Source organism: Tenacibaculum sp. MEBiC06402 (assembly GCF_049239625.1).
Classification (GTDB): Bacteria; Bacteroidota; Bacteroidia; order Flavobacteriales; family Flavobacteriaceae; genus Polaribacter.
In genome coordinates this window covers 15,445-40,895 of record NZ_JBMKKT010000083.1, presented here as the reverse complement: position 1 = coordinate 40,895, position 25,451 = coordinate 15,445, and the positions used below count along the sequence as shown (strand labels likewise).

At 30.6% G+C, this 25,451-nt stretch carries 21 protein-coding genes; 12 read left to right on the top strand and 9 right to left on the bottom strand.

Annotated elements, in window-relative coordinates:
• Positions 1-6 precede the first annotated feature (6 nt).
• Both ACOSP6_RS02090 and pheT read right to left on the bottom strand, forming a co-directional pair.
• On the bottom strand, positions 7-1,140 hold the full coding sequence (locus ACOSP6_RS02090) for a tetratricopeptide repeat protein (RefSeq protein WP_422093084.1): 1,134 nt from the start codon (positions 1,138-1,140) through the stop codon (positions 7-9).
• A 41-nt stretch (positions 1,141-1,181) separates the two neighbouring features.
• Positions 1,182-3,608, bottom strand: coding sequence for a phenylalanine--tRNA ligase subunit beta (pheT, locus tag ACOSP6_RS02085; RefSeq protein WP_422093083.1), 2,427 nt, complete (start codon positions 3,606-3,608; stop codon positions 1,182-1,184).
• Between the two features lie 197 nt (positions 3,609-3,805).
• Here pheT and ACOSP6_RS02080 point away from each other — a divergent pair, with 197 nt between their 5' ends.
• On the top strand, positions 3,806-6,934 hold the full coding sequence (locus ACOSP6_RS02080; protein WP_422093082.1) for an endonuclease: 3,129 nt from the start codon (positions 3,806-3,808) through the stop codon (positions 6,932-6,934).
• 97 nt (positions 6,935-7,031) lie between these two features.
• Here ACOSP6_RS02080 and ACOSP6_RS02075 read toward each other — a convergent pair whose 3' ends face one another.
• Genes ACOSP6_RS02075 through ACOSP6_RS02055 form a run of 5 tightly spaced genes read right to left on the bottom strand, consistent with a single transcriptional unit; the run spans position 7,032 to position 12,101 of the window.
• Complete coding sequence (locus tag ACOSP6_RS02075) at positions 7,032-7,985, bottom strand: AAA family ATPase (RefSeq protein ID WP_422093081.1); 954 nt, start codon at positions 7,983-7,985, stop codon at positions 7,032-7,034.
• Between the two features lie 5 nt (positions 7,986-7,990).
• Positions 7,991-9,367: a peptidylprolyl isomerase gene (locus ACOSP6_RS02070; RefSeq protein ID WP_422093080.1), complete on the bottom strand. Its 1,377-nt coding sequence runs from the start codon at positions 9,365-9,367 to the stop codon at positions 7,991-7,993.
• Positions 9,330-10,202, bottom strand: coding sequence for a hypothetical protein (locus tag ACOSP6_RS02065; protein WP_422093079.1), 873 nt, complete (start codon positions 10,200-10,202; stop codon positions 9,330-9,332). Before ACOSP6_RS02065 ends, ACOSP6_RS02070 begins: the two co-directional genes overlap by 38 nt.
• 6 nt (positions 10,203-10,208) lie before the next feature.
• Complete coding sequence (locus tag ACOSP6_RS02060) at positions 10,209-11,813, bottom strand: peptidylprolyl isomerase (RefSeq protein ID WP_422093078.1); 1,605 nt, start codon at positions 11,811-11,813, stop codon at positions 10,209-10,211.
• 6 nt (positions 11,814-11,819) lie between these two features.
• A complete protein-coding gene (locus ACOSP6_RS02055; RefSeq protein WP_422093077.1) occupies positions 11,820-12,101 on the bottom strand; it encodes a DUF493 family protein in 282 nt (93 codons plus the stop codon).
• Positions 12,102-12,217: 116 nt separating this feature from the next.
• Between ACOSP6_RS02055 and ACOSP6_RS02050 the strand changes: the two genes are divergently transcribed.
• The 5 genes from ACOSP6_RS02050 (at position 12,218) to ACOSP6_RS02030 (ending at position 16,924) form a co-directional block, all read left to right on the top strand.
• Positions 12,218-12,748 carry an AAA family ATPase gene (locus ACOSP6_RS02050; protein WP_422093076.1) on the top strand — a complete coding sequence of 177 codons (531 nt, stop codon included), beginning with the start codon at positions 12,218-12,220 and terminating at the stop codon, positions 12,746-12,748.
• Positions 12,749-12,751: 3 nt separating this feature from the next.
• Entirely contained in the window at positions 12,752-14,638 is a 1,887-nt protein-coding gene (locus tag ACOSP6_RS02045) for a RecQ family ATP-dependent DNA helicase (RefSeq protein ID WP_422093075.1), read from the top strand.
• Positions 14,639-15,583 carry a methionyl-tRNA formyltransferase gene (fmt, locus tag ACOSP6_RS02040; RefSeq protein ID WP_422093074.1) on the top strand — a complete coding sequence of 315 codons (945 nt, stop codon included), beginning with the start codon at positions 14,639-14,641 and terminating at the stop codon, positions 15,581-15,583.
• A 183-nt stretch (positions 15,584-15,766) separates the two neighbouring features.
• A complete protein-coding gene (locus ACOSP6_RS02035; protein WP_100924516.1) occupies positions 15,767-16,039 on the top strand; it encodes an HU family DNA-binding protein in 273 nt (90 codons plus the stop codon).
• A 114-nt stretch (positions 16,040-16,153) separates the two neighbouring features.
• Complete coding sequence (locus ACOSP6_RS02030) at positions 16,154-16,924, top strand: pentapeptide repeat-containing protein (protein ID WP_422093073.1); 771 nt, start codon at positions 16,154-16,156, stop codon at positions 16,922-16,924.
• A gap of 35 nt (positions 16,925-16,959) precedes the next feature.
• On the opposite strand, the gene ACOSP6_RS02025 is transcribed toward ACOSP6_RS02030, so the two are convergent.
• Positions 16,960-18,126 carry a THUMP domain-containing class I SAM-dependent RNA methyltransferase gene (locus ACOSP6_RS02025; RefSeq protein WP_422093072.1) on the bottom strand — a complete coding sequence of 389 codons (1,167 nt, stop codon included), beginning with the start codon at positions 18,124-18,126 and terminating at the stop codon, positions 16,960-16,962.
• A gap of 189 nt (positions 18,127-18,315) precedes the next feature.
• Between ACOSP6_RS02025 and ACOSP6_RS02020 the strand changes: the two genes are divergently transcribed.
• From ACOSP6_RS02020 to ACOSP6_RS02000, 5 genes are all read left to right on the top strand, one after another.
• On the top strand, positions 18,316-19,041 hold the full coding sequence (locus ACOSP6_RS02020; RefSeq protein ID WP_422093071.1) for a class I SAM-dependent methyltransferase: 726 nt from the start codon (positions 18,316-18,318) through the stop codon (positions 19,039-19,041).
• A complete protein-coding gene (locus ACOSP6_RS02015; protein ID WP_422093070.1) occupies positions 19,038-19,727 on the top strand; it encodes a ZIP family metal transporter in 690 nt (229 codons plus the stop codon). Before ACOSP6_RS02020 ends, ACOSP6_RS02015 begins: the two co-directional genes overlap by 4 nt.
• Positions 19,728-19,823: 96 nt before the next feature.
• A complete protein-coding gene (locus ACOSP6_RS02010) occupies positions 19,824-20,354 on the top strand; it encodes a hypothetical protein (RefSeq protein ID WP_422093069.1) in 531 nt (176 codons plus the stop codon).
• Between the two features lie 2 nt (positions 20,355-20,356).
• Positions 20,357-22,219, top strand: a complete 1,863-nt coding sequence (locus ACOSP6_RS02005) for a sensor histidine kinase (protein WP_422093068.1) — start codon at positions 20,357-20,359, stop codon at positions 22,217-22,219.
• 64 nt (positions 22,220-22,283) lie between these two features.
• Complete coding sequence (locus tag ACOSP6_RS02000; protein ID WP_422093067.1) at positions 22,284-22,925, top strand: response regulator; 642 nt, start codon at positions 22,284-22,286, stop codon at positions 22,923-22,925.
• A 3-nt stretch (positions 22,926-22,928) separates the two neighbouring features.
• Here ACOSP6_RS02000 and ACOSP6_RS01995 read toward each other — a convergent pair whose 3' ends face one another.
• Positions 22,929-23,294, bottom strand: coding sequence for a cupin domain-containing protein (locus ACOSP6_RS01995; RefSeq protein WP_422093066.1), 366 nt, complete (start codon positions 23,292-23,294; stop codon positions 22,929-22,931).
• A 175-nt stretch (positions 23,295-23,469) separates the two neighbouring features.
• Here ACOSP6_RS01995 and yidC point away from each other — a divergent pair, with 175 nt between their 5' ends.
• Positions 23,470-25,359 (top strand): membrane protein insertase YidC, encoded by a 1,890-nt coding sequence (yidC, locus tag ACOSP6_RS01990; RefSeq protein ID WP_422093065.1) that lies wholly within the window; start codon positions 23,470-23,472, stop codon positions 25,357-25,359.
• Positions 25,360-25,451: the final 92 nt, after the last annotated feature.

The following is a 25,451-nucleotide window of genomic DNA, read 5'->3' as shown; positions in this document are numbered from 1 at the left end:
ATTAACTTATTTATTTAACCAAGCTTTGAATTCATTAGACTTTGAGAAATCTTGAAAAGTTTCTTCTACAGATGATTTTAAATCTTCCTTTCTAAGATCAAATCTTTCTACCATAACATTCAATATTTCTATAGCTTTCCCTTTTTCATTGCTTTCGATATATAATGTTAGTAGACCATCGTAACCATCAACAAAGTTAGGATAATTGCTTACTACATTTAGAAATTTATCTTTAGACATTTTATAGTCCTTTTTCATATAGTAAATATTACCACGGTAATAATCTAAGAAATCATCAATTCCTATGGATTTATCCAGTTTATCTAGAGTTGTAAGTGCATCATCAAATTGGTTTTTCATAATAAAACCATCCATAGAAATTAAATACAAACTTGGATCATTAGGAAACTCTTTCTCGTATTCATCGATATATTTTATATATAATTCTTCTGACAAATGTTGAGACCCTAATAACGAATAAATTTTAAATATTTTTTTCTTTTTCGATTTTTCATTCAAGGATTCATATAACTCCACTAATTCCTCATACTTCCCTGAATCTCGATATCTCTTCATTTTATCTATCTTCTCATAATCCTTTAAATCGTTTCGATTCAATATCCTTTTCATAAAACTTAAGTTATTCAAAGACATTTCATAAATCACTTTGAATGACTCAGATAAATATTCTCCGGTAAGATATATGTATGTATCTACAATCTTAGGCTCGTTATTGATATATTTAATCAGATGTCTATGATAATTTAAACCCTCTTCACCGAACAATCTGAACAATAAAAAATATTCATCATTTTCCGAATAAGCTCTTAGAAAAGTATACTCAGCACCCAATTCTATTTGCTTAACCAACTCTTTCCCTAAAGAAAAATTACCGCTAAATCCTTTGTAAAAACCAGAATTATACTTTTTAATCTCGCTATCCTCAGATTCAATAAAGAATCTCTCGGTTAAACCTTTTATATTATAAATATCATCTACATATTTATAATCACTATTGAACAATGTACTATCAATAGCATAACCAATTTTTTCTAGCTTCGATATTCTCTTTTCGTTTAACTTCTGTGAAAAAGCTGTTGTAAGCATGAAACCTACAATTAAAAACAATTTATTTCTCATAACTTTTCTGTATTAAAAAAGCTCCAAAAGGAGCTTTTACATTATCTTAATTCTGCACCAACATTCTTTTCGAATGTTTGCTGTAATTTTTGCATTATCTTATCTATCTGTTTATCATTAAGTGTTTTATTTTCGTCTTGTAACACGAAACTAACAGCATACGATTTTTTTCCTTCCGGTAAATTCTTACCTTGATAAACATCGAACAAATCAACTTCCTTCAGTAATTTTCTTTCTGATTGGAAAGCTAAATTATACAGCTCTTTAAATTCTACTTTCTCATCTAACAAAAGAGCTAAATCTCTTTTTACAGATGGGAACTTAGGTAAGTCACTAACTTTAATTTTCTTTTTACCTACTAATGGTAAAATTACATCCCACTTTATATCAGCAAAAATAACTTCTTGTTTAATAGAGAACTCTTTTAAAACTGAACGTTTTACAACTCCAAAATCAACTAATTTAGTTTTTCCTAAACTTAGCGCTAGTCCTTCAGAAAATACATCAGATTTTACTGGTGTCGTTTTTAGGTTTGTGAGTCCTAACCTTCCAAAAAGACTTTTAATTACACCTTTTAAGTAAAAGAAGTCCGAAAGCTTATTATCTAATCTCCAGGTATCTTTAGTTCTATTTCCTGTAACAAATAAAGTTAAATGCTTTTGTTCTTCATAACCGCTTTCGTACTTGTGATAGGTTTTACCGAACTCAAAGAACTTTAAACTATTATTCTTCCTGTTTATATTGTAAGCAATGCTCTCTAACCCACTAAATAATAATGATTGACGCATCACCTTTAAATCGCTACTTAAAGGATTTAACATTTCAACATTGAAGTTGGTGTTTAAATCTTCAGATAACTCAATATAATCCTCTTTGGTTAAAGAATTTGACATTGTTTCGTTGAATCCCATTGCCACTAACTGATTAGCAACTGTGTTTTCAACTTTTACCTGTGTATCATCATCAAATGAAATTGATGCATTTAACTTATGAGAGAACTCAATATTATTATATCCATAAACTCTTAGGATTTCTTCAATAATATCTGCTTCTCTTTGCACATCAACTCTGTAAGAAGGAATAACCAATCCTAAACCAGCTTCTGTAACACTATTAATCTTAATCTCTAAAGAAGCTAAAATTTTCTTGATAGTTTCCTTTGGAATTTCTTGACCAATTAATCTGTAAACACTATCAAAAGATAAGAAAACCTCAAAATCATCTACTTTCTCTGGAAAGAAATCTAAAATATCAGAAGAAAGTTTTCCTCCTGCATACTCTTCAATTAATAAAGCTGCGCGCTTTAAAGCGTATTTAGTTTGGTTAATGTCAATTCCTCTTTCGAAACGGAAAGAAGCATCTGTATTTAAACCATGACGTTTTGCTGTTTTTCGAATTGCAACAGGATTAAAATATGCACTTTCTAAGAAAACCGTTGTTGTGTTTTCAGTAACTCCAGATTTTAAACCTCCAAATACTCCACCAATGCACAACGGATTGTCTTCAGCATCACAAATCATAATATCTTCAGAAGATAATTCTCTTTCAACTTCATCTAATGTTACGAATTTAGTCCCTTGTTCTAAAGTTTTAACTACAACTTTATTCCCTCTGATTTTAGAAGCATCAAAAGCGTGTAAAGGTTGTCCTAATTCATGAAGAACATAGTTCGTGATATCTACCACATTATTCTTTGGAGCAATTCCAATAGCTTTTAATCTATTTTTAATCCACTCTGGAGATTCTTTTACTTCAACATCGGTAATTGTAATACCACAATATCTAGGAATTAACTCCTTATCCTCTACTTCAATATCAATCTTAAGGCGTCTTTCATCAACATGGAAATCAGAAACAGAAGGAGAAATCAATTCAAGATTCACATCTTTTTGCATTAATCCTGCTCTTAAGTCACGAGCAACACCATAATGGCTCATAGCATCTGCTCTGTTTGGAGTCAATCCGATTTCAAAAACGTGATCTGTTTCAATTTTAAACACTTCCGCACAAGGAGTCCCAGGAACTAAGTCTTCACTTAAAATCATTATTCCATCATGACTACTACCAAGACCTAGTTCGTCTTCAGCGCAAATCATTCCTTGACTTTCTTCACCTCGAATTTTACCTTTCTTGATTTTAAAACCTTCTCCTTTTTCATCATATAACATCGTTCCAATTGTTGCTACAGGAACTTTTTGTCCGGCATCAACATTTGGTGCTCCACAAACAATTTGCACAGGCTCGCCATTTCCTAGGTTTACCGTAGTAACTTTTAATTTATCTGCATTTGGGTGTTTTACACAAGTTAAAACTTCACCAACAACAACTCCATTTAAGCTTCCTTTAATGCTTTCCTTTAACTCAATACCTTCAACTTCTAAACCTAAATCAGTTAACAATTCACCTGTTTTTTCAGGAGACCAATCAAGTTGTAAAAATTGTTGTAGCCAGTTATATGATATCTTCATTTTTGTTTTTTCTCTTTTGGCTTGCAAATTTACACTTTTATCTATAAATCGCCCTAATTTTGTTTAGATATACTCTTTCTTTCTCATTTTGTTGACTTTCTTGATAAATATGTTAATAACTTCTTAATGCATAATGATTTATTAACACTATCTTAACATAGTAATATGAAATTTGGTCGGTTTTAACAAAATAAAAAATGAGAAAATTACTACCCTTACTCCTTCTACTGATAACCAGCTTATCGGTAGGAGCTCAAATTCCGTCGTACTACAACGATGTAAATTTAACCTTAAATGGTTCAGCTTTAAAAGATGAACTTGCTACAAAAGTTATCACTACGCATAACATTTTTCTAAGCTACACTCCAGGTGTCTGGGATGCTTTAAAACAAACAGATCTTGATCCAACTAACTCGACAAGAGTCGTATTAATTTATGGTTGGAATGATACTGATTCGGACATTACCAATGACAGAACCAGAGGTAGAGATCAAAACGGTGGAAACTCTGGAGATTGGAACAGAGAACACGTGTATCCAAAATCTTTAGGTAATCCTAATCTAGGAACTACAGGACCTGGAGCAGATGCGCACAGTTTACGTCCTTGTGATGGCTCAAGAAATTCTTCGAGAAGTAACAGGAAATTCGCCGCAGGTAGCGGAGCAGCTTCTTACATTACTCCAGAAGGGAATTGGTATCCTGGAGATGAATGGAAAGGAGATGTTGCAAGAATGATGATGTACATGTATTTACGCTATGGAAATCAAACTTTACCAACGAATGTTGGAGTTGGAAGTTCTGTACCTACAGATACAAATATGATTGATTTATTCTTACAATGGAACGCTGAAGATCCTGTCTCTGACCTAGAGAAACAACGTAACCCTGTTTTGGAAGTAGAACAAGGAAACAGAAATCCTTTTGTTGATAATCCAGCTTTTGCAACACAAATTTGGGGAGGACCGCAAGCTGAAGATTTATTTGGAAACACTGGAGGTGGAAGTGATACACAGGCTCCTACTACTCCATCTGGGTTGGTTTCTTCAAATGTAACACAAAGCACAGTTGATTTAGCTTGGTCTGCTTCAACAGACAATATCGCTGTAGCTGGATACAGAATCTTTAGAAACGGAACACAAATCGCAACAACTCAAAATACAAACTATACTGTGACTGCTTTAAGCTCTGGTGCAACCTATTCATTTTATGTAAGAGCTTATGATGCTGCTGGAAACACTTCAGGAAATAGTAATACTGTTTCTGTAACTACTCAATCTGGTGGAGGATCAGGAAGTGGAAACGCTGCCGATTTATTAATCTCTGAGTACGTTGAAGGTTCCTCTTATAATAAGGCTATAGAAATTGCGAACTTTACCGGAACTTCAGTTGACTTATCTTCTTACTCGTTAAGAAAAGCAACCAATGGATCAGGAAGTTTTACAAGCATATTAAACTTAAGTGGTTCATTAGCAAACGGACAAGTTTATATTGTTGCTAATAACAGTGCTTCAACAGCAATAACAAGTGTAGCTAACATTACAGAAAATAGCGTTACAACTTTTAATGGAAATGATGCTATTGGTTTATTTAAAAACGGTGTTTTAATTGATTTGGTAGGAAATCAGAGTAGCAGCGCAACATTTGCACAAGATGTTACTTTAAGAAGAAAGTCAACAATAACTGCTCCGAATAATAGCTATGTAACCTCTGAATGGGATACGTTTACAATTGATACATTTACAGATTTAGGAACACATACAATGGATACTGGAACTGCTGATACAACTGCTCCTTCTACTCCATCTGGATTAATTGCTTCGAATACTACTCAAACATCTACAGATTTAGCTTGGTCGGCATCAACTGATAATGTTGCTGTAACTGGTTATGACGTTTATCAGGGAAGCACAAAAATAGCTACTGTTACTACTACAAGTTTTACGGTAAATAACTTGACTGCTAATACAAACTATAACTTTTCAGTTAGAGCATTTGATGAAGCTGGAAATGTTTCAAATTCTAGTAATACCGTAAATGTTACAACGCTACCAGAGCCATCTACAAATGGAGATTTAATTATTTCTGAATACGTAGAAGGATCATCAAATAACAAGGCCATTGAAATTGCTAACTTATCTGGAGCAACAGTTGATTTATCTGAATATTCTTTAAGAAAAGCTACAAATGGATTAGGTAGTTTTACAAGTGTATTAAATTTAAGTGGTCAATTAGCTGATGGCGATGTTTATGTAGTTGCTAATTCAAGCGCAACTGCTGCTATTTTAAATGTAGCTGACATTACCGAAGCTAGTGTTACTACTTTCAATGGAAATGATGCAATAGGATTATTTAAAAACGGAGTTTTATTAGATTTATTAGGTGATCCGACTAGTAGCGCTAACTTTGCTCAAGATGTTACTTTACAAAGACTATCTAGTGTAACTACTCCGAATACTGTTTACACTACTTCTGAATGGAATGTATTAAGCACGGATACTTTTAATGGTTTAGGTAATCTTAATAATGGTGGTGGAACAAATCCAACTGGTCCTGTTGTATTATCTGAATCATATTTTGAATCGGGATGGGATAATTGGTCTGACGGAGGAAGCGATGTTGCTAGATATTCTGGTTCTAGGTCTTTCGAAGGTTCTTTCTCGATACGTTTAAGAGACAACTCAGGAACTGCGTCTGCTATGACTTCTGAAACTTTTGATTTAACATCTTTTGATACAGTTGAAGTTGATTTTTACTTTTATGCTTATAGTATGGAAAACGGAGAGGATTTCTGGTTAAGATATTATAATGGAAGTTCATGGCAAACAGTTCAAGTTTGGGCAAGAGGAACAGACTTTAACAATAGTACTTTCTATAACGCGACTGTTACATTAAATAAGTCAAATTATAACTTTGCTTCTAACGCTCAGTTCCGTTTCCAAGCTGACGCTTCAAATAATAGTGATTACATCTATATCGATCAAGTTACTATTACAGGAACTTCAGGAACAGCGGCTAGATCAGCAAATGCGGTTGCTAGTTCGTCTTTAACTGAATTAGATTACCTAAATACTGATGAATTTGATTCGTTTGAAGGAGACTTCAAAATGTATCCAAATCCTGTAGTTGGCAACTTTATCAATATTCAATTACAAGATAGAGATGCTGAAAATGTAACTTATACAATCACATCAATTTTAGGACAAGTAATTACCACTGGAAATATTGAAGAAAACCATATTAATGTGGATACTCTTAAAACTGGAGTTTATTTATTAGAAATAAACGATGGCGAAGAGAGAATGATACAGAAATTTATAAAGAAATAAGTTTGCTACTTCTTATAAATGAAAAACTCGGAATTAATCTTCCGAGTTTTTTTATTTCATAAAGCTATTAATATAATAGCTCTAACGTTTCAATTTATTAAAATAATGAAGTAATAATATCCTGGATTGATATTCCTTCTGCCTCTGCTTTATAGTTTTTAACTACTCTATGCGATAAAATTGGAACCGCAATAGCCTGAACATCTTCAATATCTGGTGAATATTTACCATTTACAGCAGCATGCGCTTTGGCAGCAAGTATTAAATTTTGAGAAGCTCTTGGTCCTGCTCCCCAATCAATATACTTTTTAACAAAATCAGTTGCTAAATCAGAATTAGGTCTTGTTTTACCCACTAAAGAAACGGCATACTCAACAACATTATCTGCCACAGGAATCTTTCTAATCAGTTTTTGTATCTCTATAATTTCAGCAGCATTAAATAAGGCATTTACAGACTGGTTATTTAAAGAAGTCGTACTTTTAACTACTTCAACTTCCTCTTCAAAAGTAGGATAATCTAAATTAATAGAGAACATAAAACGATCCAATTGAGCCTCTGGTAAAGGATATGTTCCTTCCTGTTCTATAGGATTTTGCGTTGCTAAAACAAAAAACGGCAAATCTAGTTTATAATGATTACCAGCAATTGTAACCGATCTTTCTTGCATTGCTTCTAATAAAGCCGCTTGAGTTTTAGGAGGCGTTCTATTAATCTCATCTGCTAAAATAATATTAGAGAAAATAGGACCTTTTATGAATTTAAACTTTCTAGTTTCATCCAAAATTTCACTTCCTAAAATATCAGAAGGCATTAAATCTGGAGTAAACTGAATTCTGTTAAAACCTAAACCTAAAGAACTAGAAATTGTATTAACTAATAATGTTTTAGCTAAACCAGGCACACCTATTAATAAGGAATGTCCTCCACAAAAAATGGATAATAAAGTAAAGTTTACAGCTTCGTTTTGCCCGATGATAACTTTACCGATTTCTTGTTGTAATTGGGCATATTTTTTAACAAGATTATCTACCGCTGCAACTTCAGACATATTTTTTAGTTTTCTTTTTTCCAGTTCGCTTTAAAACTACACTTTTTATAGTCTTCTCCAAGCTTGATATAAGTTTCTAATATTTTTTCTTTAGACCACTTTTCGATGGTTTCTTCTTTCTTTTTTACTAATGCCAATTGTTGAACCTTTACATAATCTTTTACCAAATCAGCGGTATGTGTATCGGTTCTGTTTTTCATCAAAATTAACATGTACATTTTCTTTTGAGTATTAGTCTCTTCGTAGAATACTTCTGAATACTCACCCTTTTTCAACTCGTTAACTCGCCCATACAACGCGGGATCCATTCTTGTCAATTCCCATGTTGGCTCACTGGTATATGGATTGATATACAAACCACCGTTGTTTTTTGTATTCTCATCCTCAGAATATTTTTTAACAGCTTCTTCAAAAGTCAACTTCTCATCTACCAAATCTTGTCTCACTTTTTCAAGTTTCTCTTTTGTTTTTTTCAATGTCTCATCAGTAACTTCAGGCATAATCAAAATATGAGAAACCTCTCTTGCTTTTCCTTTAATTTTATGAAGTAAAACAATATGATATCCAAAATCTGTTTTGAATGGCTCAGAAATTTGACCTTCATCAAGAGAGAATACCACTTCTTTAAATTCTTTAATAAACTGCGTTTCTTTAGTAACAGGACCTAAATATCCTCCTGATTGACCAACATTCGGCTCATCAGAATTAATAATTGCTTTTAACTTAAAACTAGCACCGTCTTCTATAATCTGTCTTCTAATTTCAGTTAATTTATCGATAACTCTTTTATTTTCCTCTTCAGTTGGTTCTGCCTTTATAACGATTTGAGCTAATTCAACTTCTGCAGGAAACTCAGGAAGTTCTTCCTTTTCTTTTAGTCCATTATAATACAATCTAACTTCTTCTGGAGTTACATCAATATCTTCGGTTACTTTAGCCTGTTCTCTTTCGATTAAAGCATTTTCTTTTTGAACACGAGATAATTCTTTTCTCAAATCTTCAATATCGTTGAAACCGTAGGCTTCTACAACTTTCTCAACAGTACCATACTCCTGAGTAAAAAACTGAATACTTCTATTCACTCTTGAGTCAATTTCAGATTTAGAAACCGTAACACTATCAACTACCGCATGGTGAGCTAAAAGTTTTTGCTGCATTAATTCTTCTAACATTTCACAATTAGAAATCTTAACTTTCCCCTCACTTCTTAATTCAACTTCTTGCTTAAATTTATCAATATCTGAATCTAAAACTATATTCTTTCCTACTACTACCGCAACCCCATCAATTTTAACTTTTTGTGCGAACAAACTCAGTGTTGAACACATCATAAAAAGTGAAAGACTAATACTCTTTAAATTCATTATTCTTAATTGCATCATTAATCAACGTTTTTTCTATATCCCTAACTAATTCTATCTTACGTTTATGTAAGATTAATTGTTTAATATTATTTTCAATATAACTTAGTGGAGCAATGTCGTTTCTTAGTAAAACATTGTTCACAGCGACCAAATATACTCCTAAACTATCTTCCTTCTTTATGAATTTTGAATTTTTTAACAATTTTTCTTTCGCTTCATATCTAAATGGTGGAATTTTTTGAAGTAATTTTTCATAGGTAATCCAAGTAGAATCTCTTAACTGATAATCTTTAAAATTAATTGTTAATGACTCTAAATCTTCTAAATCTTCTTCCTCGTTCGATTTAAACTTCTCAATCGCCTCTTCTTTATCTAAAAAATCATTTCCAAAATACACATACTTAATTTGCAATAACTCTTCATTTAGTTTAAAATTTTCCTTGTTATTTTCGTAATAATCAAGTATTGATTTTTCACTAACTATGGTATCAAGTTGTTGTTTTATTAAGCTTTGTTTGTAACCGTTTATGTATAAACTTTCTCGATAAGCTTTTACTAATTCGTCTATCTCCTGGCTATTAACTTCTGATATATTCTCTTCTGCTTTTTGAAGTAAAAGTTGTTGTTTTGCCCAAGTATTAATGTAACTTTTCGCTAAAACGATACTATCGCTTTCTGCAATTCCTTTTGGTATTACACTATTTAATTCAGATAAATATAAATTTGTTTCTCCAACGGAAGCAACAACAGGTTCTTTAGACTCTTCCTTTTTAGTAAATAAATCTAAAGATTTTATTTTTTCGCAAGAGCTTACCATTAGGATTCCTAAAAAAAGTAGAACTAGTTTCTTCACTTAATTTTATTGATTATACTGTTTTTTTAATTTCTTTAAAACTTTGTTATTAATCTTAACTTTATTTTCTTTCCTGAGAGAGCTTAACCACTTTTCTTCTAAATACTTTTGATAATCATTAATTACCTCTCCCTTTATTTTACTTAAATCTTGAGATTTATATTTTTTACTATTCTCTTTAAAATAAATAGTTAAACCTTCATCATCTTTCTGAGAAGCATCCCAAATCTTGGTCTTCATTAAATCAAAAAGTAACAATCCATCTTTATACTCCTGAAGTGTATTCTTATACTCTGGAAAAATATTTACCAAATCTTCCTTGTAGTAGTTTAACACCTCCTGATCTTCAAATTTTTTCCAAAGATTTTCTACGGTTAAATATCTTTTATTTTTTATGAAATCTAAAAACTCTTTTAAAGCTATTTCCTTTTTTTCGATTGTCAAAACACCTTCTTTTTCTTTATCTTCCGAGAATTCAGTGTTTCTATCTTTGACAACTTTGTCTAGTAAATTCGTATTGGTAACTACCTTGTATTTTTTCTTTAAATCAGAAATTAATTTTTGAAGAGATAACTTACCTCTATTACTAGTTCTAATTCTAGCTTCAAGTTCTGGTTTTAACTGTTCAAATGATTTAACTGGATAATTTTTAATCAATTTTACGATGTGCCAACCATATCTTGTTTTAAAAGGTTTGCTGTAAGTGCCTTCTTCCTTTAAATTGAAAACTTCATTTTCGAAAGCCGGAACCATTCTTCCAGAAGAAAACTTCGGTAACATTCCACCATTAACAGCTGATCCTTTGTCTTCTGAATATTTTTTTGCTAATTCTTCAAATGATGCTCCATTTTGAAGTTTCTGATAAACAGAATCTATCTTTACCTTACCAACAATACTATTATCTCTTGCTAAAATATGAGCTACTTCAAAAGCTCCTTTTGACATTCTCTTGTCTGTTACTTTTAAAATGTGATAACCAAATCTTGTTTTAAACGGTTCTGAAACATTATCTACTGCTGTTTCGTAAGCTGCTTTTTCAAAAGGATATACCATTCTAAAAGCGTTAAAATAGCCAAGGTCTCCTCCATTCATTTTTGCCGAAGGATCATCTGAATACTCTCTCGCAAGCTTACCAAAATCTTCGCCATTTTTAATTCTTAATTTAATTGAATCTAAAACCTTAATAATTTCAGTTGAATCTCTCTTAGCACTTTTTTTTGAATAAGAAATTAATATATGACTTGCACGAACTTCTTCTATTGTTCTTTCATATGCTTCTTTTACAAGTGTTTTCTTAAAGTCTTCATCTTGGAGATATGGAGTCATTAACTGATTTTTATAACTTTTAAACTCACTTTTATAAGTTCTTGAAGTGTCTAATTTCAGATTGTAAGCCTCTTGTAATTTCAATTTATAGTTTACAAATAACTCTAAATTTTTATCTATATCCTTTTCACTTTCGCTAATCTGGTCTAAATTTTTCTCATACACGCGTTTAAACTCAGACACGTAAACAGGATTATCATTTATAGTAAGTAGTACTTTGTCTTTCTGAGCAAAACTTTGAAATCCGAAAAACAATAAAACAAATGCAATAATGATTTTTTTCATAAAAATTTATAATGATATAATTCCCTCGATTTTTTCAGCTTGTTTATAGTAATCTATAATCTCAGTAGAACTGCCCATAGTAACATGAATAGAAACACTAACATATTTCCCAGTTCTTGACTTTTTAGTTTCGATTACGGCTCCTCCTTTATCAAATAAGTTTTTCACTTCTTCAACTTGGTTTCCATTAGAAGGAACGATAAATTTATACAAGTATTTTGTTGGAAACTTAGTTGTTTCCTCTAATTTGGTTTTCAATTTTATGTAAAAAGACTCTCTATCTGACATGATATCCTCTTTAAATATTTTATATATTTCTTTTAAATAAAGCCTGTCCAAAATATTTGGAGAACAAAATTACACTATTTATTACATATAACTAATGAAACTTTTATTTTTGCCCCATGCAAGAAAAAATTGTTTTTATTGGTGGTCCAGGTACAGGTAAATCTTCTGTTTTAAGATATTTAAAACGTCAAGGCTTTAAATGTATGCCTGAAATATCGCGAGAAGTTACAAAGAAGGCACAAGAGGAAGGAATAGAACAGTTATTCTTGACAGATCCTATTTTATTTAGTTACAAACTATTAGAAGGAAGAGAACAACAATACATAGATGCAGATAAGTGTAACGATCGTATTATTTTCTTCGATAGAGGAATTCCTAGTATTCATGCATACATGCGTTATTTTAATACTGAATTTCCTGATATCTTTTTGGAAAAAAGTAAGCAATATCGATATACAAAAGTTTTTCAATTTCTACCTTGGAAACAAATTTATAAATCAGATAACGAACGTTACGAGACTTTTGAGCAGTCAGAAACTATCAGTAAATTTTTAAACGAAGCATATACTGAATTAGGTTATGAAATTATTAATGTACCTTTTGATACTATTAAAAGTCGTTGTAGTTTTATTTTGAGTCACATGTAATAAATGTCAAATCCATTAAAAATACTAGAAACCTATTGGGGTTTCAGTTCTTTTAGAGCTAAACAGGAGGAGATTGTAAATAGTGTTCTGAACAAAAAAGATACTGTTGCTTTACTTCCTACAGGAGGAGGGAAATCGATTGCTTTTCAAGTTCCTGGATTATTGCTTGATGGTGTTTGTATTGTTATATCTCCATTAATTGCGTTAATTGAAGATCAAGTTAGTAATCTTAAAAACAAAGGAATTAAAGCGACTCATATTCCTTCTGGATCTTCAACTGATGACATTGTTCGTATTTTTGATAATATTAAACATGGAGGTTTTAAGTTCTTATATCTTTCTCCAGAAAGAGTTCAATCGAAATTAATACAGGAAAAGTTACGTGAACTATTGATTTCTATTTTTGTAATTGATGAAGCACATTGCATTTCTGAGTGGGGACACGATTTTAGACCTTCATACACCAAATTAAACATATTGCGCGAATTAGCTCCTAACTCACAAATTATAGCGCTTACTGCCACTGCAACAAAAAAAGTACTGAAAGATATTATTGAGGTATTAGAATTACAAGAACCAACAATTCTTCAGGAATCTTTTTTAAAAGAGAACTTATCGTATAATATCGAAGAGACGAACGATAAACTATCAAGGCTTCAATTAATTTTCAAAAAGCATAGTGCTCCCAGTATTGTTTATGTCAATTCTAGAAAAAAAACGAAAGAGTTATCCAATTATCTAAACCATATTGGATTCAAAAGTAGTTACTATCATGGTGGCCTAGGTATTTCTGAAAAAAAGGTAGCATACGAAAATTGGATGACTGAAAAGACACCAATTATGGTTGCTACAAATGCATTTGGAATGGGAATTGATAAATCGAATGTAAAAATAGTTGTTCATTATAACTTGCCTTCTTCCTTAGAAAATTACGTTCAAGAAGCTGGAAGAGCAGGAAGAAATAAAGAATTAGCATTTGCAATACTACTTACAAACCTTTCTGATATTGAAAGTTCAAAAGATATTTTTAATAGATCTCAACCCACGATTAAAGAAATTAAAGAAGTACATAAAAAACTATATCAATATTTTCAAATCTCATTGGGAGAATTTCCTCAGGAAAAGTTTGATTTGAATATTTTAGAGTTTTGTAATAGATATAGTTTTATACCTGGTAAAGTATTTATTATTATTCAAATTTTAAATAACTACGGAATCATTGAGTTGAATCAATCGAAACAAAAGGTATCAAGTATTCAATTTACAGTAAACAGCAATCAACTTTTAAACTATAAAGCTTCGCACCAAAGTCGAAAAAAGTTTATTGATATTATTTTAAGAATGTATGCTGGTCTTTTTGAAAATGAAGTAAAAATCAACGAATTTTCAATTGCAAAACAAGTTGGTATTACTTCAGAAAAGGTAATAGAACAACTTACTAAACTGGAGGATGATAATATTATAAAATATCACAGAGCAAACTCAGACAGTCAAATTGTTTTTTTACTTCCACGAGAAGATGATAAAACAATCAATAGAAATAGCAAATTAATGGCTAATTTTCTAGAGCATAAAAAGAAGAAACTAGAAAACCTAATTGAATACGTTCGAAATGATTATGTATGTCGAAATATACAATTACTAAATTATTTTGGTGAATATATTGATAAACCTTGCGAGAATTGTGATGTATGTAGAAATAACAAAAAAAATGACACTGACATTTCATCGTTAATTCTGGAAATATTAAGAACAAGGTCATTGGTAACGACTCAGCAGCTACAGGAATCGTTGCCATACTCTGAAAATGATATTTTAATACATTTGCGAAAATTAATGGCCGAAGAAAAAATAATAATTACAAACCTTAATACATACTCTTTAAAATAAATGAAAGATTTGAGAATTGTTTTCATGGGTACGCCAGATTTTGCGGTAACCATTTTAAAAAAACTAATAGAAAGTAATTATAATGTTGTTGGAGTAATTACTGCTCCAGATAAACCTGCTGGTAGAGGACGTAAGTTAAATCAGTCTGCAGTTAAGAAGTATGCATTAACGCAAAACCTACCTATTCTTCAACCTACTAATCTGAAAAATGAGGATTTCACAAATGAATTAAGAGACTTAAATGCGAATTTACAAATTGTAGTTGCGTTTAGAATGCTTCCAACAGTTGTTTGGAAAATGCCAGAGTATGGAACATTTAATCTACATGCTTCCCTCCTTCCTGAATACCGAGGAGCGGCTCCAATTAATTGGGCTATTATTAATGGTGAAACTAAAACTGGAGTTACAACCTTCTTTATAGATGATAAAATTGATACAGGTGAAATCATTTTAAAAAGTGAAATTGAAATTAAAGAAGATGAAATTGTTGGAGAACTTCATGATAAATTAATGCACTTAGGTGCTGACTTAGTAACCAAAACAGTGGACTTAATTGCCTCTGGAAATGTTGCTACAACAAAGCAGCCAGAATTGGAAGAAAAAGCTGCTCCAAAATTATTTCCTCATAACTGTAAAATAAATTGGTCTGATTCTCTCAATAATATTTATAATCATATTAGAGGATTAAATCCTTATCCTGCGGCGTGGACTACGATTAAAAATGGAAATGAAGAAATTACAGCAAAGATTTATGGAGTTGACAAAGAAATAGCTACTCACGATTTAAAAACTGGGACTATTGTTACTTCAAAAAAAGAATTAAAGGTTGCAGTAAAAGATGGTTATTTGATTGTTAAAGAAATAAAGTTGTCGGGCAAAAAATTATTAGATATTCCAAGCTTATTAAATGGTTTTACATTTGAGAAAGAAGCAATAATGCTCTAGCCCTTTAAAGACGAGGGTTTTGTGGTTTTTAGTCATTTTTTATTAGGGTTATTAACAAATTGAGGTAACTTATTAACAAATTCTTGGTTTTTTACCCCCTAAACTTGCGCAATATCCCATTAAATCTATATTTGTTGAGCATTAATGCAAAAAACATTAATTAATTTTAAAAATCTATAAATTATGAACAAGTCTGATTTAATCGACGCAATGGCTGCTGACGCAGGAATTTCAAAAGCTGCTGCAAAAGCTGCTTTAGATTCTTTAACTTCTAACGTAACTAGTGCTTTAAAGAAAGGTGATAAAGTTGCTTTAGTTGGATGGGGAACTTGGTCAGTGTCTAAGAGAGCTGCTAGAAACGGAAGAAACCCACAAACTGGTAAAGAAATCAAGATCGCTGCTAAGAATGTTGTTAAGTTTAAAGCTGGAGCTGGTTTAAGCGATTCTGTAAACTAAGAAAAATAGTTTTAGAACATAATAGAAACACTCGATTTTGCATCGGGTGTTTTTTTTGTGTAACAATTTAAAAAATGGTGTGTCTTTAGTATAAACGAAATAAAATTTAACATCATGAAATATATAATTACTTCTCTCGCTTTCTTTTTGGCAACTGTTTCTTTTTCTCAAAAAACAGTGAACGCTTCTGATATTTTAAAGGATATAAAAGATGGGAAGAAAATTAATATTAGTAATGCAACAATAGAAGGGGTTTTAGACTTAACATATATGGATGACGCATTACCTTCACTTCCAAAAAGAAGTAGATGGTGGAATAATGGTGGATCAAATACTGTAGAAAAAGATATATCTAATAGTATTTCTTTTGTAAACTGCACTTTTAAAGACGATGTGTTAGCATATATTCCACATGAAGAAAGTGGTTATACTTTTATTGCAAATTTCGAAGAATCTGTAATATTCAAGAATTGTACCTTCGAGAGAAAAGCTATGTTTAAATATTCTGATTTTGATGAAAATACTGATTTTAGTGGTACTAAGTTTTTAGAGGATAGTACTTTTAAATATGCAGAATTTGCTAGAAACATCTCTTTCGAAAATACCTTTTTTGATGAACCCGCTACTTTTAAATATGCTGAGTTTAGAAAATTTGTGAGCTTTTCTAATTCTGTATTCAAAGAAACAGCCACATTTAAATACACGAAATTTAAAAATGGAGTTTCTTTCAATAATGTGAAATTTGAAGAGGATTTAAACTTAAAGTATACTAAAGTTGACGGTGAATTTGACATCAAAAACATGGAAGTTGGTTATGATATCGATTCAAAATACACCAAAATCAATGGTAAAAGTTTTAGTAAATATTTATTGAAGAGCAAATAAATTTAAGCTGGTTAGAGGAATAAAAAAAGAAGTGCTTACTCAAGCACTTCTTTTTTTTGTTTTTTACTTCCTTCGTATAGTTCATACTTTACAAAACGACAATCTAAATCTCCATTCTTTATTGGAACTCGCTTCGATGTTCTTAATCCCACATATTTTAACGCTGAAATATCCGATGTAATTAACCAAGCTGTTGAATTTGGATAACCATGCTTTAAAGTATCACCAATACTTCTGTAAAAATCTTCAACATTAATATTCAAACGCTCACCATAAGGAGGATTGAACAAAATAGTAGTTTTACCAAAAACCTCTTTTTTTGAATTGAAAAAGTTCACATGATGTACCCCTATAAACTCTTCTAAATTAGCATTTATAATATTTTGGCGAGCTTTTTTTACTGCAGAAGGAGCCTTATCAAATCCCATTATTTTAAAATGAGAATTTCGAATTTTTTTCAAAAGAGAATCTTGAATGATAAAGTATAAATCTTCATCATAATCTTTCCAATTTTCGAAGGCAAAATGCTTACGATTAATATTTGCAGGAATATTATTCGCTATCATTGCAGCCTCTATTAAAAGTGTTCCAGAACCACACATAGGATCAATAAAATTCTCCTCTCCTCTATAACCCGACAATAATACCAAACCGGCAGCTAGAACCTCATTAATAGGTGCTATATTGGTAGCAGTTCGATATCCTCTTTTATGTAAAGAATCACCCGAACTATCTAAAGAAACTGTTAACCATTCTTTATGAATATGAATATGAATTTTAACATCAGGTTGTTTTAAATCAACATTAGGACGTTTCTTATATTTAAACATAAAATAGTCTGCAATTGCATCCTTAGATTTCAACGAAATGTAATGCGAATTAGTGGTGAAATTTCTAGAAAAAACAACAGCATCAACGGCAAAAGTTCCATCTACATCTAAAATGCGTTCCCACTTTATTCTTTGAATTGCCTCATATAAATCTTCTTCATCGAAAATTTTACTTCGTTTGATTGGTTTTAAAATTCTGATAGCTGTTCTTAGAGCAATATTCGCTTTATACATAAAGCCTTTATCTCCTCTAAAATAAACACTTCGTATACCTTCATTCACTTCTCTGGCTCCAAGTTTTTTTAACTCATCTGCTAAAACTCCTTCTAGTCCAGAAATGGTAGTTGCTACCATTTTAAAATCTTTATCCATGCCCAATAATTATGCCTACAAAAGTACACTTTACAGGCTAAAGTATAAAAGTCTAAAGACTAAAGTTTGAATTAGATTTTTAACAGGGGATAATAATCCAAAGTTTGAATGATAAAGTATTCTTAATACACCTTGTTGAATATGAAAAATACTGTAAGTTTTCATTACTTTTGCGTCCAACATATTCCTATGAAGACAAAAGATTGGTTTACTTCTTGGTTTGACACCTCATATTATCATACACTATATAAGCATAGAGATGATAATGATGCACAGCTTTTTATGCAAAATATCACCAACTATTTAAAGCTTCCAAAAGATGCTCATATAGCTGATTTACCTTGTGGTAAAGGACGACATTCGATTTATCTAAATTCATTAGGATATCGAGTAACAGGTGGAGATTTGAGTAAGAACAGTATCGAATACGCTAAACAATTTGAAAACGAAAACTTACATTTCGAAGTTTGGGATATGCGAAAATCTCTTGAGAATAAATACGATGCGGTTTTCAACTTATTCACGAGCTTTGGTTATTTTGACGACGATGAAGAAGATTTACAAGTGCTTAAAGGAATGAAAAGCGGCTTAAAAGATTCAGGAGTATTAGTACTTGATTTTTTAAACGTTCAAAAAACGAAAAACAATCTTGTTAAAAAAGAGCAGAAAGAAATAGATGGAATTACCTTTTATATTGAAAGAGAAATAAAGAATGGATTTATATTAAAACATATTTCATTTTTTGCTGACGGAAAAGAACACTCGTACACGGAAAAAGTTAAATTTTTAGATCTAGAAAAAATGAAACGCTATTTTGATAGTGTTGGTTTAACAATAATAAATACATTTGGAGATTATAATCTAAATGAATTTGACGAAGAAAAATCTAGTCGATTAATATTAATTGCTAAATGAGTTATATACTCTTAATTGGAGCTGTTTTATTAGGTGGTGCTTTTGTATTATTCAAAAAACCTAATAAATTATACACAAGGTTATTACTAGCTTTTAGTGGTGCATATTTACTATCCGTAACAGTATTACACTTACTTCCCGAAGTCTACACAAATACTCAAGACGAACATAAGCTGCACACTTTAGGAATTCTAATTTTAGTTGGAATATTAATACAATCAATTCTAGAATCTTTCTCAAAAGGAGCTGAACATGGTCATGTTCACTTACATTCAAATTCTAATACATTTCCATGGTTGTTATTTATAAGCTTGTCTGTCCATGCTTTTTCTGAAGGATTACCGATACATAATGCTAACGATAACTTATTATGGGCAATAGTTGTGCATAAAATTCCTATTGCTATTATTTTAACCACCTTCTTTTTACATTCAGAGTTTTCTAAACCTAAAACCTTCTTATTTCTTTTTATTTTCAGTTTAATGAGTCCTTTAGGTTATTTCTTAGGGGAAAACATTGTTACATTACAACAATATCGCCAAGAGATCACGGCAATCATTATCGGTGTATTTCTTCATATTTCTACAATTATACTCTTTGAAACTTCCGAAAACCACAAATTTAACTTTCAAAAGTTTACAGCTATTATTTTAGGCATCTTATTGACGGTTTTTACTTTACATTAAAATATATCCCTATATTTAAGTAGTTTAAAATACCTATTTGTAGGTAGAATTAATCTATATCAAATTTTGATATTTGAATCAACTAATTTTAAAATTATGAAAAACAAAATCAAAAACACTTTGCTAATATTAACTTCTATTTTAACGCTTTATTTTGGCTACTCTATTTTTGAAAGACCTAGTAATATAGAAGAAGATGTTTACTATAATATTAATCCTTACTTATCAGAATTTCAAGTACTACATTCTACTAAAACTTTCGGTACAAATTATGCAATATTAGGTAAATTTGATTGTAAGAATGATTCTATTAAGAAAGCTGAATTTAAAATAGCAAATTTTGGTGGTCCGGTAAACTTCTATCTGAAAAAAGTAACGTTTCATCCAGAAACTGATTTTTTTACCTTTGATATTGGGGTATCATTATTTTCAAAAGAAGACACAGCATTAACATCTAATTGTAGTTTTGTTTTTAAATCTGGTGAAGAATACGATAGTCATATCAAAATCCATACTCTTTTTTGGGTCATAGACGAAACCAATTATCTAGAAAACAAACCCTTAAGAGATAAATGGTGCTGTGGGAGAATGTGCCGATATATGTATACACCTGAGCAAACGAATTAAGATTGAGAAAACTTTTACTCATAATAATTTATTTAAATTTTGCTCCTACCAATTGTCAAAATTTTAAAAATCGTATCGATAAACTCTATAGATACGATTTAAATTTTGAGGGAAATAATATTGAATCTTTGTTTTTAAAATTACAAGCTGAATTAATCGCTAATTCCAATTTTGATAGTACTCTGAAAATAAAATTAAAGAACACTATTACCAGTAAAAAAGATTCAATTTTTCTTTATTTAATAAAAGGTGATAGTATTAAAAATGAAATTTATTTTAAAAAAGAATCGAGTGCATTTCAACAATATTTTAAGGCTTACAAAAAGGCTCTTGAAGTCAATGATTCAACATTAGTTTGTGAAAGCTTAAATAGAATCAATAAATACTGTATTACTTTTGAAAATAAAGACTATTTAAAGTATTTTAATCATTATTCTAATGAGTATTTAAAATTTGCAGATACTGACCATCAAAAAGCAAAGGCCAAGTATTTTAGACTTTCGTATATTCTACAGAAAAACTTTAAAACAACAGGAACATTACCGAAAAATATACTTTCTCAGTTTCATGAGAACATTCTTTTTTGTAAAAAAACAAATAATCAATTTATTGAAGCTGAGTTTTATAATCTAATAGGTGTTACTCATGATGTTTACTTCCAAGAACTCGATAGTTCTTTATTTTATTATAAGAAAGCAAAGAGCATTTATAATCAACACCAAAACCTACAATATTTTAAAAATAAGTTATTTGATTTACTCATAAATGAGGCTTATGTATATAGTAAAAAGGGAAAACTCAATAATTCAAATGACAAACTTCAAAAAGCATTTAATTTAGACATAAAAGAAATGCGATATTTAGGCGCTATGAGAGCTCATAAATTAGCCTCTAAAAACTATGAACTTCTCGAAAAACATGATAGTTCATTATTGTCTCTTAAAAAAAGTAATACACTTCGTGATAGCATCGAACTATTAAGGAATGCAGCAACCGTTTCTTTTAATACGGAACAACATAAAGCTCAGGAAAAAGAAAAAGAAAATTCAGAATTAAAGAACAAAAGAAAACAAGATCAAATAATTCTTCTAATTGGAGGTGTTTTCATCATTTTAGGAAGCTTAATAACCTACCTAAACCTAAAAAACTCTCGTAAAAAGCGTTTGCTAGCTGAACAACAAAAAGAACTTGAAAAACAGAAAAACCTAACACTTCTAAAAGAACAAGAAATCACAACTATAAATGCAATGGTAGAAGGACAAGAAAAAGAACGAATAAGAATTGCAGAAGATTTACATGATAATATTGGTAGTGTACTTGCTACTTTGAAATTGCATTTTGAAAATTTAAAACTTAACAGAGAGAAAAAACACTTCAACCAAGAAGAGTTATATAATAAAACTGAAAAATTAATTGATGAAACCTATTTAAAGGTCCGCAGTATTGCTCATGCAAAAAACGCTGGAGTAATCGCTAATCAAGGATTATTAGTTGCTATTAAAGTAATGGCTGAAAAGATATCATCCGCCAATCAATTAAACATTGAAATTGTAGATTATGGTTTGGATAAACGATTGGATTCTAATACAGAAATAACCATCTTTAGAATTATTCAAGAACTAATTACCAATATTATAAAACATGCGGAAGCCTCAGAAGCCACAATCAATATTTCTCATTTTGATGATAGTCTAAACATAATTATTGAAGATAACGGAAAAGGATTTAATTCTAATAACATAAATTTAAAAAATGGAATGGGATTAGCATCAATCAAGAAAAGAGTTGAGCACTTAAATGGAAGTTTTCAAATAGATTCCGTTCAAAAAAGAGGAACTTCAATTATTATTAATATTCCGGTATAATACCTAACTGTAAGTATTTGAAAAAAAACGGGATTCATTACCTTTGAGAAAAGAGCAAATAACTATGATAACAATAGCAATGGCTGAAGACCATCAAATGTTAATTGATGGTGTTAAATCTTTTTTTGAATATGATGAAACTGTAAACATTATTGGTACAGTTAATAATGGTGAAGAATTGGTAAAATTGGTTTTGTTTAAACAACCTAAATTAGTTATTACCGATATTAGAATGCCAAAAATGGACGGTATTGAAGCTACAAAGATCATAAAAACTAAGCTTCCCCATATTCGAGTATTGGCTTTAACAATGTTTGATCAACCTGACGCTATCAAACAAATGCTAGATGCCGGAGCTTCGGGCTATTTACTGAAGAACTCAGGAATAAAAATGCTCTCAAAGGCTATTACTACCGTTGCCCAAGGAGAAACTTTTTTTGATCCTAACGTTGCATTCAATTTCATGAACGATTATATAGATACTAATGTTACCATAGGAAAATCAGAAAAAGTTGTCCTATCGAATAGAGAAAAAGAAATACTGAATTTAATTGCAAACGGGCATACTTCGAAAGAAATCGCAGAAACATTATTTATTGCAAAAACCACAGTTGACACACATCGAAAAAATATGATTCGTAAACTCGATTTGAAAAATGGGAACGAATTAGTAAAATATGCAATTGATAAGAAATATCAGTTTTAAAGATTATTCCTCCTCCCTATTCACCAAATCTACAGAAAATGCGGGTAAGCAAATTGCTATATATTCGCATTCTTCTTTGAAAGGATTCGAATATTGAACTCTTACATTTTTTTCAATTTTAATTGATTGTCCAGCTTCTAAAACAATGGTATCCTCATCAACTATAAATTGCTTTTTCCCTCTAATAATATAAGTATACTCCTCAAATTCTGGAGTTTGAAAAGGTTCACTCCAACCAGAAGGAGCAATCATGTGTGCAATACTTATTTTTGAATCTTGATTTGTCGCATTTCCAAAATGCTCTTCAATTAATTTACCATCTGTAGTTGGAACAACAAACGGTGATTTTTGTATCGTGTATTTTTTCATGATAAAAATTAATATCTGTAACAAAAATAAAAAATGGAACACCAATTGTGCTATATAGATGAAATAAATTAATTATAACTAAACAACTAAAAAACGGTGTAGTTTTGCTACATTTGTCGCGTTTTTCTCAGCTAATTTTTTTGAGAAATGACAAGTTGACATTTAATATTTATCGATGGAAGAAAAAAAATATGACTTCAACTCCTTTATGGGAATGTTATTATTAGGGGGGATTTTTATATGGTGGATGAACTCTAATAAACCAAATGTTGAAGAAGAGCAATCTAAAACAACTCAAACTGAGTTAACTACTCAAATAGACTCAACGGCTACAAGTCCTACACTTACTGAAAATACTATCGCAAATGATTCTTTAAAGCAAATCGCTTTACAAAATCAATTAGGTGCTTTTGCTTATGGAGCAGCTACTAGTACTGATGGTGAAACTACAATTGAGAATGAATTAGTAAAATTAATCATCAGTAATAAAGGAGGACAAATCAAAGAGGCTTTAGTTAAAAATTATAAAACATACGACTCTTTACCTTTACACATTATTAAAGATAAAAACGCGTCTTTTAACATCAATTTTGGTACTACAGATAATAGAATTTTAAATACTAAAGATTTATTATTTAGTCCTGAATTAACTAAAAATGGAGAGAATACTATTCTTTCTATGAAGTTAAAAGTTTCTGAAACTAAATTTTTAGAGTATCGCTATGAAATTAAACCAAACGATTACAGAATTGGTTTTGCTGTAAGGTCTCAAGGTTTAAGTAATGTAATTAACAGCGGACAAGCAATTAACTTAACTTGGGATTTAAAAGCACTTCGAAAAGAAAAAAGTTTACGTACAGAGAATATGTACTCTTACTATTATTATAAAGCTGATAATGATGTTGAGTATTTACAAATGAAAGATGATGAAGTTGCTAGTGATATAGACTGGGTTGCTTATAAACAACATTTCTTCTCAGCTGTTTTATCTACAGACACTCCTTTTAATGAAGCCAAATTAAAGTCTGTTGATTATTTAGGTGAAGAACAAGATTCTGTATTTACAAAAACATATAGCTTAAGTACACCTTTAGCATTACAAAGCGGAGAACTAAATTATAACATGCAGTGGTTTTATGGACCAACAGATTATAATTTATTAAAAACATACGAAGGAACTGATTTAAAGGAAATTTCTGACTTAGGTTGGGGTATTTTCGGATTCTTAAACAGAACGGTTTTTTACCCTGTATTTAATTTGTTAAAAGGATTCATTGGAAACTACGGTCTTATCATTATTTTAATGACGATTGTAACAAGAATTATCTTGTCTCCAGTACTTTATAAATCTTATTTATCTAGTGCTAAAATGAAAGTGATTCGTCCAGAAATGGAAGAAATCAACAAAAAATATCCTGGAAACGAAAATGCAATGAAGCGTCAGCAAGAAATTATGGCGGTTCAGCGTAAAGCAGGAGTTAGTATGATGTCTGGATGTATTCCTGCGTTATTACAAATGCCAGTATTCTTTGCTTTATTTAAGTTTTTCCCTACAAATATAGACTTTAGGCAAAAAGCTTTCTTATGGGCAAATGATTTATCTTCTTATGATATTATTGCTAAATTACCTTTTAGCATCCCATTTTATGGTGATCATATCAGTTTATTCCCAATTTTGGCTTCTGTTGCTATTTTCTTCTATATGAAAATGAATCAGAGTCAACAATCGGCTATGCAAGCACCTCCGCAAGAAGGTATGCCAGATATGAGCAAGATGATGAAGTATATGATTTACTTCTCTCCTATTATGATGCTATTCTTCTTCAATAACTATGCAAGTGGATTAAGTTTATATTACTTCATTTCGAACTTGCTTACAATTACAATTATGTTTGTTATCAAAAACTATGTAATTGATGAAGCTAAGATTCATGCACAAATTGAAGAGAATAAAAAGAAGCCTGTTAAAAAGAGTAAATTCAGAGAGCGTTTAGATGCTGCTATGAAACAAGCTCAAGAACAGCAAGAAGCTCAAAAAAGAGCTGCACAGAAAAAAAAGAAATAACTTAATATAAGTTTATAATTTAACGTAAAGAGCTGCATTTGTTATGTTTAACGATGTAGCTTTTTTGTTTAACAAACTTTTAACATCGAATG